At 73.9% G+C, this 12,935-nt stretch carries 11 protein-coding genes; 6 read left to right on the top strand and 5 right to left on the bottom strand.

All coding sequences use genetic code 11. The features are described 5' to 3' along the window. Window positions 1-9: 9 nt before the first annotated feature. Complete coding sequence (locus AB0A94_RS16395) at window positions 10-840, bottom strand: PP2C family protein-serine/threonine phosphatase (protein WP_361744778.1); 831 nt, start codon at window positions 838-840, stop codon at window positions 10-12. A gap of 131 nt (window positions 841-971) precedes the next feature. On the opposite strand from AB0A94_RS16395, the gene AB0A94_RS16390 reads away from it, so the two are divergent. Further along, complete coding sequence (locus tag AB0A94_RS16390; RefSeq protein ID WP_361744776.1) at window positions 972-1,322, top strand: hypothetical protein; 351 nt, start codon at window positions 972-974, stop codon at window positions 1,320-1,322. A 193-nt stretch (window positions 1,323-1,515) separates the two neighbouring features. After that, window positions 1,516-4,125, top strand: coding sequence for a glycoside hydrolase family 97 catalytic domain-containing protein (locus AB0A94_RS16385; protein WP_361744774.1), 2,610 nt, complete (start codon window positions 1,516-1,518; stop codon window positions 4,123-4,125). A gap of 88 nt (window positions 4,126-4,213) precedes the next feature. Here the strand turns inward: AB0A94_RS16385 and AB0A94_RS16380 are convergent, their stop codons facing one another. Continuing rightward, window positions 4,214-4,378: a hypothetical protein gene (locus AB0A94_RS16380; RefSeq protein ID WP_361744772.1), complete on the bottom strand. Its 165-nt coding sequence runs from the start codon at window positions 4,376-4,378 to the stop codon at window positions 4,214-4,216. Between the two features lie 149 nt (window positions 4,379-4,527). Between AB0A94_RS16380 and AB0A94_RS16375 the strand changes: the two genes are divergently transcribed. After that, on the top strand, window positions 4,528-6,579 hold the full coding sequence (locus AB0A94_RS16375; protein WP_361744770.1) for a discoidin domain-containing protein: 2,052 nt from the start codon (window positions 4,528-4,530) through the stop codon (window positions 6,577-6,579). Window positions 6,580-6,587: 8 nt separating this feature from the next. Here AB0A94_RS16375 and AB0A94_RS16370 read toward each other — a convergent pair whose 3' ends face one another. Both AB0A94_RS16370 and AB0A94_RS16365 read right to left on the bottom strand, forming a co-directional pair. After that, complete coding sequence (locus AB0A94_RS16370; protein WP_361744768.1) at window positions 6,588-8,168, bottom strand: glycerol-3-phosphate dehydrogenase/oxidase; 1,581 nt, start codon at window positions 8,166-8,168, stop codon at window positions 6,588-6,590. After that, complete coding sequence (locus tag AB0A94_RS16365) at window positions 8,165-8,773, bottom strand: TetR/AcrR family transcriptional regulator (RefSeq protein ID WP_361744766.1); 609 nt, start codon at window positions 8,771-8,773, stop codon at window positions 8,165-8,167. Before AB0A94_RS16365 ends, AB0A94_RS16370 begins: the two co-directional genes overlap by 4 nt. 82 nt (window positions 8,774-8,855) lie before the next feature. Between AB0A94_RS16365 and AB0A94_RS16360 the strand changes: the two genes are divergently transcribed. Continuing rightward, window positions 8,856-10,448 carry an FAD-binding oxidoreductase gene (locus AB0A94_RS16360; RefSeq protein ID WP_361744764.1) on the top strand — a complete coding sequence of 531 codons (1,593 nt, stop codon included), beginning with the start codon at window positions 8,856-8,858 and terminating at the stop codon, window positions 10,446-10,448. Between the two features lie 55 nt (window positions 10,449-10,503). Beyond that, the gene (locus AB0A94_RS16355) at window positions 10,504-11,385 is read left to right on the top strand and encodes a YegS/Rv2252/BmrU family lipid kinase (protein ID WP_361744762.1); all 882 of its coding nucleotides are present in this window, start codon (window positions 10,504-10,506) and stop codon (window positions 11,383-11,385) included. Here AB0A94_RS16355 and AB0A94_RS16350 read toward each other — a convergent pair. Next, window positions 11,379-11,831, bottom strand: a complete 453-nt coding sequence (locus AB0A94_RS16350; RefSeq protein WP_361744760.1) for a hypothetical protein — start codon at window positions 11,829-11,831, stop codon at window positions 11,379-11,381. The genes AB0A94_RS16355 and AB0A94_RS16350 overlap by 7 nt on opposite strands. 87 nt (window positions 11,832-11,918) lie before the next feature. Here AB0A94_RS16350 and AB0A94_RS16345 point away from each other — a divergent pair, with 87 nt between their 5' ends. Further along, the gene (locus AB0A94_RS16345; protein ID WP_361744981.1) at window positions 11,919-12,608 is read left to right on the top strand and encodes a transcriptional regulator; all 690 of its coding nucleotides are present in this window, start codon (window positions 11,919-11,921) and stop codon (window positions 12,606-12,608) included. Window positions 12,609-12,935 lie beyond the last annotated feature (327 nt).

Below are 12,935 nucleotides of genomic sequence, written 5' to 3'. Positions count from 1 at the left end.
TCTGCGGCCCTATGGCGGAGTGGCCGGTCCGTCGTGCCCGATCACCATGACGGCCGCGTCGTCGTCGTGCCCCACCCGCTCGGCCTGCTTGATCACGGCGGCGGCGAGCGCGTCCGTGTCCAGGCGCGCGACAGCCGCGACGCCGGCGAGCCGCACCACCTGGTCCAGTCCCTCGTCGAGGTGCATGGACGGGCCCTCCACGACCCCGTCGGTGAGCATCACGAACACCCCGCCCGTGTCCAGCCGGTAGCGGGTGACGGGGTAGACCGCCCCGGACAGGACCCCCAGCGGCGGACCTCCCTCGTCCCCGGTCACCCCGGACCGGCCGTCCGCGGTGGCCCACACGCACGGCAGATGCCCGGCCCGCGCGCTCTCCAGCAGCCGGGTGACCGGATCGAGTCGCATGAAGGTGCAGGTGGCGAAGAGATCCGAGCTGAGGGACAGCAGCAGCTCATTGGTCCGGGCGAGGAGCTCGCCCGGTTCGCTGTCGACGGAGGCGAGCGCCCGGAGCCCGACCCGGACCTGCCCCATGAAGGCGGCCGCCTCGATGTTGTGCCCCTGGACGTCGCCGATCGACAGACCGATCCGGCCGTCGGGCATGGTGAAGGCGTCGTACCAGTCACCGCCGACATTGAGACCCTGGTACGCCGGTGAGTACCGCACGGCCAGCCGCACACCGTCGGCGACCGGCAGCCCCCTCGGCAGCATGCCGCGCTGCAGGGCGACGGCCAGTTCCACCCGGGAGCGCTGCACCTCCGCCAGCGCACGCGCCTGTGCCGTCAGCGTCCCGAGCCTGACCAGAAGCTCGTCGCCGTCGTCCGTGGGGCCGGTGCGGGACATGGATCACTCACTCGGGCGAGGACACCCGCACGCGGCAGCCGCCCTCGATGGGATGAAGCTCTCATTCACGCAGGTAAAGGATGATAGTCGGAAGCGGTTCGGCCGGGCCAGTCCATGTCTAGGCTGGACCCATGGAGCAGCGGGAGATCATGCAGCGGGGTGTGGGGATCCTGACCGAGGCCCTCGAGATGCGGCGGCGGCTCCGCGCGGACCCGGACGCCGACATGACGGGGAGCGGGGCCGTCGCCCAGCTCTTGGAGGAGATGCTGCCGCGGATCCAGCTGCCGGCCGACGCGAGCGCGCGCGAGGTGGCGGACATCGTCACCGAGAAGCTGGGCCCCGCCATCGTGCAGATCACCTCCGCGCTCACCTTCGCCTTCGTCCAGCTCGCCGAGATCCACGACGAGGGCCGCACCGACGTCTCCTCCGCCGACGTCCTGCGCTCCATCTCGCTGCACTACGAGAGGGGCGGCAAGGGGTAGTTCCGGCCGACTGCCGCGTGCGCGGCGGAGATTGAAGAGCCGACAGCAGGGAAGGGATCTCACGGAACCAAGGATGACAACGATGTCACATCTCTTGGACGGAGGCCCATCCGTGCTCAGACCGTCGCGTACGTCGCCAGGCGGTTCGCGTCAGACCTTCCTCCCCGCCTGTCTCACCCTTCTCCTCGGCGTCATGCTCGCCGTCGGCACCCTCACCGCACCGGCGCACGCCGTCGGACGCGGCGGGGGAAGCTGGACCGTGCACCAGCCCCGCGAGCAGCGGGACGGCGTCACCGCCGTCGTCCGTCTGGACGCCGCTGACGGCACGGTGACCCTGGCCGCCCGCAAGGGCGCCACCACGGTGCTCGAACCCGCTCCGGTCGGCCTCGTCACCGCCGACGCCGACCTCACCTCGGATCTGCGGCTCGCCTCCCGGCACACCCGGCGGGTAACCGAGCACTACACCATGACCACCGGCAAACAGCTCCGCCGTACCGCCCGCATGACCGAGACCCGGTTCTCCTTCACGGGCCGGGGCGGTGCCCGCCTCGACCTGCTCGTCCGGGTCTCCGACGACGGCGTGGCCTATCGCTACGTACTGCCCGGCGAGGGTGAGGTCACCGTCGAGCGCGAGGCGTCCGCGTTCCGGCTCCCCGGCTCCGCACGCGCCTGGCTCACGCCGTACACGCCCAACTACGAGCGCCTCTACGCCCCGGCCACCGCGGCGGGCGCCGCCGACGGCTCCTACGCGTACCCGTCCCTCTTCCAGGTCGGCGACACCTACGCCCTGCTCACCGAATCGGACGTCGACGGACGCTACGACGCGAGCCGCCTCGTCCACGAGGAGGGCAGCGGAGAGTACGCGGTGCGCCTGGCCGACGCCTCCGTCACGTCCACCGGACCGCTCGCCACGCCCTGGCGAACGGCGGTCATCGGCGACCTCGCCACCGTCACCGAATCCACCCTGGTCGACGATCTCGCCCCGGCTTCCCGCATCGAGGACACCTCGTGGATCCGGCCCGGCAAGGTCGCCTGGTCCTGGCTGGACGGGTTCGCCGCCGCCCAGCGCAGCCTCGCCGTCCAGCAGCGCTTCGTCGACTACAGCGCGGCACACGGCTGGCCGTACACCCTGGTCGACGACGGCTGGAAGACCACGGACTGGATGCCCGAGCTGATCGACTACGCCCGTGAGCGGGGCGTGGGCGTGCTGCTGTGGGTGCACTACAGCGACCTGGACACCGAGGCGGAGCGCGCCGAGTTCCTGCCCCGGGTGAAGAAGTGGGGCGCCGCCGGACTGAAGATCGACTTCATGGACTCCGACTCCCAGGAGCGCTTCCGGTGGTACGACGACATCCTCCGGGACACGGCCCGTGAGAAGCTGCTCGTCAACTTCCACGGCGCCACCCTGCCCAAGGGCATCCAGCGGACCTGGCCGCATGTGATGACCCTGGAGGCGGTCTACGGCGCTGAGCAGGGCAACGTCCCCGCCGACGGGCTGACGACGCTGCCGTACACCCGCAATGCCGTCGGCTCGATGGACTACACCCCGATGGCGTTCCAGTTCGGCACCCGCACCGTCTCCGACGCGGCCGAACTCGCGCTGTCCGTGGTCTACGAGTCCGGTTTCCAGAACTTCGCCGGGTCGGTGAACGCCTATCGGGAACGCCCCGAGCTGGAGCGGTTCCTGGAACAGGTGCCGACCGTGTGGGACGAGTCGCGGCTGCTGTCCGGACGGCCCGGTGAAGGGGCGGCGTTCGCCCGGCGCCACGACGACCGCTGGTTCCTCGGCAGCGTCGCCTCCGGGCCGGCCGGGACGCAGGACGTGGCGCTGGACTTCCTCGGCGGCGGACGCTGGCTGGCCGAGGTCGTACGGGACGGCGGCGACGGCGGACTGGTCCGCGAACGGCACGTCGTCACCCGCCGGGACACCCTGAAGGTGCCGGTGGTGGAAGACGGCGGCTTCGCCGGAGTCGTCTGCCGGGCCGTGCCAGGGCGGGACACCTGCGACCGGCCGGTGACGCGGCTGCCGCTGACCTCGCTGACCGCGGGGCCGGCGAGGACCGAAGCGGACCCGGGCGCCTCCGTCGGCGTCACCGGGCGGTTCGCGGTGGAGGACGCCGGGCCGGCCACGGAGGTCAGGCTGTCGCTGCGGGCCCCCGAGGGCTGGACGGTGCGGGGCGACGATCCCGCGGCCGCCGAACTGCCCGTCGGCCGCGATCTGTCGGGTGACTGGACGGTGAGCGTGCCGCAGGACGTGGGCCACGGCAGTCATGAGCTGGTGGTGAGCGCGGAGTACCGGGCTCCGGGCCGGCCGGGCACCGGAGTGCTCCGTGTCGAGCGCACGGTCCGGGTGTTCGTGTCCCCGCCGGGTGTCGACTACGTGAGTGATCTGCCGTTCACCACCGAGCGCAACGGATGGGGACCCGTCGAGCGCGACCTGTCCAACGGCGAACGGGACCCGGCCGACGGCGGGCCGTTGAGCATCCGGGGCACGGAGTACGACAAGGGACTCGGTGTGCACGCCGCCTCCGAGGTCGTCGTCGAACTGGGCGGCGGCTACCGGAGGTTCACGGCCGCCGTGGGAGTCGACGACGAGGTCGGCGGCAAGGGCAGCGTGTCCTTCGAGGTCCTCGCCGACGGGAGGGTTGCGGCGGTCACGGAGGTGCTCGACGGCACCGACGAGGTCCGGCGGATCGACCTCGACGTCACCGGCGTCCAGCGGTTGACCCTGCGGGTCACGGACGGCGGGGACGGCGTCGACTCCGACCACGCCGACTGGGCGGACGCGCGGCTCATGACGTAGGACCGCGGGTCCGGCGGGGAAGGGGCACACGGTCCGGCCGGTCCGGGCGCCCTTCCCCGGCGGCCCTCGCGGCTGCGGGCCGTACGGCTCAGGCGGGCGCCCCGCCGAAGCCGGACTCGTTCCCGACGGGATCCCGGTGCGTGGCCTTGCGGACGCCGTTCGCGCAGGTCTTCCGCCGCACGGGTCCGAGCCCTCGCGCGGCGATCCGGGCGACCCGGTCGCCGAAGTCGTCGACGAAGAGGCCGAGAGCCACGGGGTGATGCCACGGTCCCGCGGCTTCTCGTGAGGGGCCCGGAGCGGACGGGTGACGCGCGCGCACTTGACGCCGTACGCGCCAGTAGCGATTCTCGCCCCATGGCCTTGCACCGGTCATGACAATTCCACGACGGAGGGACGTGCGTAATGGCCACGTACCGCACCCGACGACACCTCGGGGTCGTATCGCTGCTCCTCCTCGTGCTGGCCGCGGCCCTCGTGCCCACGTCCAGTTCCGCCGCCGGCGGCGACTGGTGGGATCCGGTCGCCCGGCCCGCGCCCGACTCCGGGATCGGCGTCACCGGGGAGCCGTTCAAGGGCACGAACGCCGCGGGCGAGGTGCGCGGGTTCGTCGACGCGCACAACCACATCATGTCCAACGAGGCGTTCGGCGGCCGGCTCATCTGCGGCAAGGCCTTCTCCGCGAAGGGGATCGCCGACGCGCTCAAGGACTGCCCCGAGCACTACCCCGACGGCTCGCTCGCCCTCTTCGACTTCATCACAGGCGGCGGTGACGGCAAGCACGATCCGGTCGGCTGGCCCACGTTCGAGGACTGGCCCGCGCACGACTCCCTGACCCACCAGCAGAACTACTACGCCTGGATCGAACGCGCCTGGCGCGGCGGGCAGCGGGTGCTGGTCAACGACCTCGTCACCAACGGCGTGATCTGCTCCGTGTACTTCTTCAAGGACCGCAGCTGCGACGAGATGACGTCGATCCGGCTGCAGGCGAAGCTGACCTACGACCTGCAGGCCTACGTCGACGGGATGTACGGCGGGCCGGGCAAGGGCTGGTTCCGGATCGTCACCGACAGCGCGCAGGCCCGCGACGTCGTCGCGCAGGGCAAGCTCGCGGTCGTCCTCGGCGTCGAGACCTCCGAACCGTTCGGGTGCAAGCAGGTCCTGGACGTCGCGCAGTGCGACAGGGCCGACATCGACGCCGGACTCGACGAGCTGTACGCACTCGGCGTGCGCAGCATGTTCCTGTGCCACAAGTTCGACAACGCGCTGTGCGGGGTGCGCTTCGACGAGGGCGCGCTCGGCACGGCGATCAACGTCGGGCAGTTCCTGTCCACCGGTACCTTCTGGCAGACCGAGAAGTGCACCGGGCCGCAGGCCGACAACCCGATCGGGCTCGCCTCCGCGCCCGGCGCCGAGAAGGAGCTCCCCGCGGGCGTCGAGGTCCCGTCGTACGACGAGGACGCGCGGTGCAACGTCCGCGGGCTCACCGAACTCGGCGAGTACGCCGTGCGCGGCATGATGAAGCGCAACATGATGCTCGAGATCGACCACATGAGCGTCAAGGCCACCGGCCGGGTGCTCGACGTCTTCGAGTCCGAGTCCTACCCGGGGGTGCTCTCCTCGCACAGCTGGATGGACCTCGACTGGACCGAACGGGTCTACGGCCTCGGCGGGTTCGTCGCCCAGTACATGCACGGCTCGGAGGAGTTCGTCGCCGAGGCGGACCGCACCGGGGCGCTGCGCGACGAGTACGGCGTCGGCTACGGCTACGGCACGGACATGAACGGCGTCGGCGGCTGGCCGGCCCCGCGCGGCGCGGACGCGCCCGACGCCGTCACCTACCCCTTCCGCAGCGTCGACGGCGGCGCCGTCCTCGACCGGCAGACCACCGGTGAGCGCACCTGGGACCTGAACACCGACGGCGCCGCGCACTACGGCCTCGTTCCCGACTGGATCGAGGACATCCGGCGCGTCGGCGGGCAGCACGTGGTGGACGACCTCTTCAGGGGAGCCGAGTCCTACCTCGACACCTGGGGCGCCTCCGAACGGCACCGGACCGGGGTGAACCTCGCCGCCGGCGCACCGGCCACGGCCAGTTCGACGGAGTGGAACCCGTTCACCAGCTACGCGCCCGGCCGGGCCGTGGACGGCGACCGGGGCACCCGCTGGGCCAGCGACTGGAGCGACGACCAGTGGCTCCGCGTCGACCTCGGCGCCACCCACCGGGTCGGGCGCGTCACCCTGGACTGGGAACGCGCGTACGGCACGGCGTACCGCGTCGACCTCTCCACCGACGGCACCGACTGGCGGACGGTCCGGTCCACGACGTCCGGCGACGGCGGCCTGGACACGGCCGTGTTCACCCCCGCACCGGCCCGCCACGTCCGTGTCCAGTTCCTGGACCGGGGGACCGAGTGGGGGTACTCGCTCCGCGAGGTCGGCGTCCACGAACGCTGACCCCGTGCTCAACCGCCTCGTGGAAGCGCCCCGGCCACGAGCTCGCGCACCGCGCCGAGCGCCGTGGCCCGGTCGGCGGGGACGAGTCCGAGGCGGGTACGGCGGTCGAGCACGTCCTCCTCGTCGAGCGCTCCCTCGTGGCGCAGGGACCAGAGCAGCTCGGCGCCGGTGACCGGATACCCGGGCAGCACCGGCTCGCCCAGCCGGGGGTGCCGCGCGGCGAGCGCGTGGACGGCCGGCGCCTCGGTGCCGTAGAGCCGGACGAGGCGGCGCGGCGCGGGCAGTCCGGCGAGGACGTGCGGCGGCGCGGCGCCCACCAGGGGCAGGGACGCGGTGGGGGACGGGCCGGCCGGCAGGCCCCGGACGCGGACGGCGGTGTCGACGGCGTCCTCGGCCATCCGCCGGTACGTGGTGAGCTTGCCGCCGACGACGGTGACGACGCCCTCGGAGGAGGTGAGCACCGCGTGGCGCCGTGAGAGGTCGGCGGTCCTCGGCGCCGTCCCCGGGCGCGCCGCCGTGGTGTCCAGCAGCGGCCGCAGTCCGGCGAAGGCGCCGGCCACGTCGGTGCGGCGGACCGGCGCGTGCAGGGCGGAGCACAGGACGTCGAGGAGGAAGCCGATGTCCGTCTCGGGCGCCCGGGGGACGTCGGGGATGTCGCCGTCCACGGGTTCGTCGGTGAGGCCGACGTAGACCCGGCCGTCGTCCTGGGGCAGGACGAGGACGAAGCGGTCCCTCTCCCCGGGGACCGGGATGTGCAGGCCCGCGGTCAGGGGGCCGAGGCTCTCGGGGCGCAGGACGAGGTGGGTGCCCCGGGAGGGCCGTATCCGGACGCCGTCGACGAGGCCGCCCGCCCAGACACCGGACGCGTTGATCACCGCGCGGGCGCGGATCCCGCCCTCCTCGCCGGTGAGTTCGTCACGGACGCGGGCGCCCGTGGGGGTCAGCTCCAGGGCCCGGACCCGGGTCAGGATCCGCGCGCCGCGCGCCGCGGCCGTACGGGCCAGGGCGGTCACCAGCCGGGCGTCGTCGGTGAGCCGGCCGTCCCAGGACAGCAGGCCGCCGCGCAGTCCGTCGTGCCGCAGCGCGGGCGCGAGGTGACGGGTCTCCACCGCGCCGATCCGGCGCGGCGGGGGCAGGGTGGCGCGGGCCGTGCGGGCGGCCAGGCGCAGCGTGTCGCCGGCCCGGAACCCGGCCCGCGCCAGGGCGGCCTGACCGCGCGAGACCAGCGGGGTGAGGGGCAGCACGAACGGCTGGGCCCGTACGAGATGGGGTGCGGTGCGCTCCATCAGCACCCCGCGTTCGACCGCGCTCTCGTGGGCGACGCCGAGCCGTCCGGAGGCGAGGTAGCGCAGCCCGCCGTGGATGAGCTTGCTGCTGAACCGGGACGTGCCGAAGGCCAGGTCGTGGGCTTCGACGGCGACCACGTCCAGCCCGCGCGCCGCGGCGTCCAGCGCCGCCCCGGCGCCCGTGGCACCGAGGCCGACGACCAGCACGTCGACGACCGGGCCGCCGACGGAGGCGGCCAGTTCACGCGCGCGCCGGCCGGCGGACAGGGACGAGGCGGAGGGGGGACCACCGGGGGAGTTCACGGGGTGAGGGTCCTCTCCAGGATGTCGCGCAGCTCGCCGAGGAACGCCTCGGAGGTGAGCTCGGGGTCGTCCTCGTCGGTCATGGTCCGCAGGGACAGGGTGAAGGACTGCACGACCAGCAGCACCGACCGCGCCTGCCGCTCCGGGTGGGCGGCGCGCACCGAGCCGTCGGCGTGCCCCTCGCGCAGGGAGCCGGCCAGCAGTTCCAGCAGGGCCTCCTGGCTCGCCCCGCGGCGGTCCAGCACGTAGGGGAGGAGCAGTTCGGGGTCCACGTCGAGGATCTTCCGGAAGAGCGGGTGGGCGCCGAAGGCGCGCACCGCCGCCACCAGTCCTTCGGTGATCACCTCACGGGTGGGCACACCGGGCTCGCGCTCGGGGATCGCCCCGGTGGCCACCGCGATCCACTCCCGGGTCATCAGGTCGCCGACCAGCGACCGCACATCGGGCCACCGCCGGTACAGCGTCATCCGGGAGACCCCGGCGCGGCGGGCCACGTCGGTGAGGGTGGTGCGGCGGACCCCGACGGCCAGGACGCAGTCCCGCACCGCGTCGAGCACCGCGTCGTTGTCCGGACCGCCGGAACCGTTGTGACGAATGGGCGTCATGTGTCACAGTGTAACGCCACGGCGGCCGCCGGGCGACCCCGACGGCCCCGCTCATTCCGACCGACCGGTGAGGACGACAGCCATGGACATGCTGTGGAGCGGCTGGGGGGACCCGGCCGAGGCGACGCCGCTGCCCGACACGGTGATCGGGCTGCTGCGCGATCTGCTCGGCGTCGAGCCCCGCGAGGCCGGACCCCTCGCCATCGAGGACCTGACCGTCCCGGAGAGCCCGCTGCCGCCCGCCGCGCGCCGCGCCCTGACCGCGGCCCTGGGCGACGCGGCCCATGTGCGCACCGACGCCGAGACCCGCATCCGGCACACCCGCGGCAAGTCCACCCCCGACCTGCTGCGCATCCGCGAGGGCGACCTCACCGCCGTCCCGGCCGCCGTGCTCCTGCCCGGCGGTCACGACGAGGTGCTCGCCGTCCTGCGGGTGTGCGCCGAACACGGCCTGCCGCTGGTGCCGTTCGGCGGCGGCACCTCCGTCGTCGGGGGCCTCGCCCCCGACCGGCGCGGTGCCTTCGTCGCCCTCGACCTGCGGCGCATGGACGGCCTGCTCGACCTCGACCCGGTCTCCCGCACCGCCACCCTGCAACCCGGCCTGCGCGCCCCGCGGGCGGAGGCGCTCCTCGCCGGGCACGGCTTCACCCTCGGCCACTTCCCCCAGTCCTACGAGTGGGCCACCGTCGGCGGCTTCGCCGCCACCCGCTCCAGCGGCCAGGCGTCCGCCGGATACGGCCGCTTCGACGAGATGGTGCTCTCCCTCACCCTCGCCACCCCCGAGGGCACCCTCGACACCGGCCGCGCCCCGCGCTCGGCCGCCGGGCCGGACCTGCGCCAGCTGGTCCTCGGATCGGAAGGCGCGTTCGGCGTCATCACCTCCGTGACCGTACGCGTCCGCCCCGCCCCGCGGACCCGCCGCTACGAAGGCTGGCACTTCCCCTCCTTCGAGGAGGGGACCACCGCACTGCGCCGGCTCGCCCAGGACGGACCGCGGCCGACCGTGCTGCGCCTGTCCGACGAGACCGAGACGCTGATCGGCCTGGCGGACCCCGACGCGATCGGCTCCGGCGCACGGCAGGCCGCCGGCTGCACGGCGATCGCGGGGTACGAGGGCACGGAGGAGGACACGGGGTACCGCGGGGAGCGCGCCGCGGCCGTCCTGCGCGCGTGCGGCGGCACGCCGCTCGGCGAGGAGCCGGGCCGGCGCTGGGCGCACGGCCGCTACTCGGCCCCGTACCTGCGCGACGCGCTCCTCGACGCCGGGGCCTTCGCGGAGACGCTGGAGACGGCGACGTTCTGGTCCCGCGTCCCCGGGCTGTACGCCTCCGTCCGCGACGCGCTCACCGCCACCCTCACCGGGGCCGGCACCCCGCCCCTGGTGATGTGCCACATCTCGCACGTCTACGAGAACGGCGCCTCGCTCTACTTCACCGTGGTCTGCGCCCGGGGCGAGGACCCCGTGGCGCACTGGACGCGTGCCAAGCACGCCGCGGGCGAGGCGATCCTCGCCGCCGGCGGCACGATCAGCCACCACCACGGGGTGGGCACCGACCACCGGGACTGGTACGTCCGAGAGGCGGGCCCGCTCGGCGTCGACGCCCTGCGCGCCGTGAAGCGGCGACTGGACCCGGTGGGGCTGCTCAACCCCGGCGTCCTGCTGCCCGCCGGCTGACCCGGAAACCCCGACCGCCCGTCCCCATCCCGTCGGCCCGCCCGGAGGCACCCCGATGCGACAGTTCACCGCCGTCGTCAACCCCACCGCGGGCGCGGCCGCCGGAGCGGCCGCGCTGCTCGCCCTGGCCCGGCACCTCCGGGAGGAGGGCGCCGACCTGCGGACCGAGTACAGCCGCAGCCTCGCCCACGCCCGCGAACTGGCCCGCGAGGCCGGGCGGGAGGGGCGGGTCGTCCTCGCCGTCGGCGGGGACGGCATCGCGGGCGGGGTCGGCGGCGCGCTCAGCGGGACCGGCGCGACCCTCGGCCTGGTCCCGGCCGGCCGCGGCAACGACTTCGCCCGCGCGCTCGGACTGCCCCGGGATCCGGCGGCCCTGGCCCGGGTCCTGCTCCACGGCGAGCCGCGCCCGGTCGACACCCTCGAGGTCAGCTCGGCCGTCCACGACCGCACCGTCGTCCTCGGCAGCGTGTACGCCGGGGTGGACGCGCTCGCCAACCGCCACGCCAACCGGTCCGGGCTGCTGCGGGGCTCCGCGTCCTACTACGCGGGCGGCCTGCGGGCCGTCACGACCTGGCGGCCCGTCCGCTACCGGGTCACCGTCGACGGCGAGGAGCACCCGCACACCGGCTACACGGTGGTGGCCGCCAACTCCGGCTACTACGGCTCCGGCCGCGTCATCGCGCCGGACGCCCGCGTGGACGACGGCCTGCTGGACGTCGTGATGATCGGGGAGGCGCCCCGGCGGCTGTTCTTCGCCCTGATGAACGAGCTCAGGACCGGCGCCCACGTGCGCCGGCCCCAGGTGCGGGTCCTGCGGGGCAGTGAGATCCGCATCGAGGCCGACCGCGACGTCCCCTACGGCACGGACGGGGAGGTCGACGCGGTCCTCCCCGTCACGGTCGGGGTGCTGCCCGGAGCCCTTCGCGTCCTCTACTGACCGCCACCGACCGCCGTCGGACCGGTGCCGTGGTACCGCTGGGCCAGCCGGGCCAGCGCCACCGCGCCCAGCAGCAGCCCGAAGTCGCGCAGCGCGACGTCGTAGTGGCCGGACAGCGTCAGCAGGTTGACGATGATCCCCGAGAGCCAGCCGGCGACCAGCCAGCCCCCGAAGCGCGGCGCGACGCCCACGACGACGCCGGCCACGATCTCGATCACCCCCACCGCGTACATCGCCGACTGCGCGCCGCCCGGGACGATGCCGTCGATCCACGGCGCGAGGTAGGCGGGCCAGTCCACGAGGAGGTTCGCGAACTTGTCCAGACCGAACAGGACCGGCGCCACGGTGAAGCCGGTGCGCAGGATGACGTACGCCTGGTAGCCGGGATCGGTGAGCGTGGCCCGCCGAGGCGTGACCGACGTGCCGCTCGTGGTTGTGGAGGCCATGGCCCGCACCTTTCTTCTATCGACAACTCTCATTGACGATAGAAGCGCGGTTCCGCTCTTTAGTCAATGGCTGTTGCTTTTACACTGGTGTTCGTGGACGACACGGAAGAAGTACGCGACAAGGACACCGCCGCGATCTCGGCCATCGCCGCTCTCGACGAGCCCACCCGCCGGCGGCTCTACGACTACGTGGTGGGCCGGCGCCACCCGGTCGGCCGGGACGAGGCGGCCGAGGCCCTGGGGCTGGCCCGGCAGACCGCGGCCTTCCACCTGGACCGCCTGGCCGCGGAGGACCTGCTCGACGTGCTCCACGTCCGGCGCAGCGGACGCAGCGGTCCGGGCGCGGGCCGCCCGGCCAAGCTCTACCGCCGCTCGGCCGCGCAGATCGCCGTCAGCCTCCCGGACCGGCGCTACGAACTCGCCGGCCGGCTGCTCGCCCAGGCCGTGGAGGAATCCGGCACCGGCGGGGAACCCGTGCGCGAGGTACTGCACCGCAGGGCGCGGGAACTGGGCGTACGGCTGGGGACGGACGGCGACGGGACGGAGGTCCTGCGCGTACTGGAGCGGTACGGCTTCGAGCCGCGGCACGACGGCGGGTCCGTCGTCCTCGGCAACTGCCCCTTCCACGCGCTGGCCCGCGCGCACACGCAGACGGTGTGCGGCATGAACCTGCACCTGATGCGCGGAGTCCTCGAAGGACTCGGCGAAACGGGGCTCGAGGCCCGTCTGGCACCGGAACCGGGCCGGTGCTGCGTCCGCCTGGAGCCCGCCGCCTGACCCCGGTCGCGAGGAGGCGCGCGCCGTGCCCCCGCGCGAGTCGTCGGCCTTCGGTCACGACGCCGCGGACCGGGGGGCGCTGACCCCACTGCTGCCCGAGGCGGGCATCGCCCACCGCTGGGAGAGGAACCCGGGCGGCTTCCGCGAACCGCCGCCGGACTCGCCCGACACCGTCTCCGGCGCAACGAGTCCTTCCGCGGCCACGCCGCCCGCACCCGCACCCCGGGTTCGTCGCCGCGATGGGCACCCTGCTGGAACGGGTCGCCCGCGAACCGGCCGCGGTGACGTGCGGTCATCCGTGCGGTGACGGTGCCGCCGACGGATCGT

This window comes from Streptomyces sp. NPDC044984 (assembly GCF_040646935.1).
GTDB lineage: Bacteria > Actinomycetota > Actinomycetes > Streptomycetales > Streptomycetaceae > Streptomyces.
Note: the sequence above shows the minus strand (reverse complement) of the source record. Positions and strands in the feature narration are given on the sequence as shown.

Coding starts and splice junctions, on each gene's coding strand:
- AB0A94_RS16395 (WP_361744778.1), bottom strand. CDS start 840: ATGTCCCGCACCGGCCCCACGGACGACGGCGACGAGCTTCTGGTCAGG.
- AB0A94_RS16390 (WP_361744776.1), top strand. CDS start 972: ATGGAGCAGCGGGAGATCATGCAGCGGGGTGTGGGGATCCTGACCGAG.
- AB0A94_RS16385 (WP_361744774.1), top strand. CDS start 1,516: ATGCTCGCCGTCGGCACCCTCACCGCACCGGCGCACGCCGTCGGACGC.
- AB0A94_RS16375 (WP_361744770.1), top strand. CDS start 4,528: ATGGCCACGTACCGCACCCGACGACACCTCGGGGTCGTATCGCTGCTC.
- AB0A94_RS16365 (WP_361744766.1), bottom strand. CDS start 8,773: ATGACGCCCATTCGTCACAACGGTTCCGGCGGTCCGGACAACGACGCG.
- AB0A94_RS16360 (WP_361744764.1), top strand. CDS start 8,856: ATGGACATGCTGTGGAGCGGCTGGGGGGACCCGGCCGAGGCGACGCCG.
- AB0A94_RS16355 (WP_361744762.1), top strand. CDS start 10,504: ATGCGACAGTTCACCGCCGTCGTCAACCCCACCGCGGGCGCGGCCGCC.
- AB0A94_RS16350 (WP_361744760.1), bottom strand. CDS start 11,831: ATGGCCTCCACAACCACGAGCGGCACGTCGGTCACGCCTCGGCGGGCC.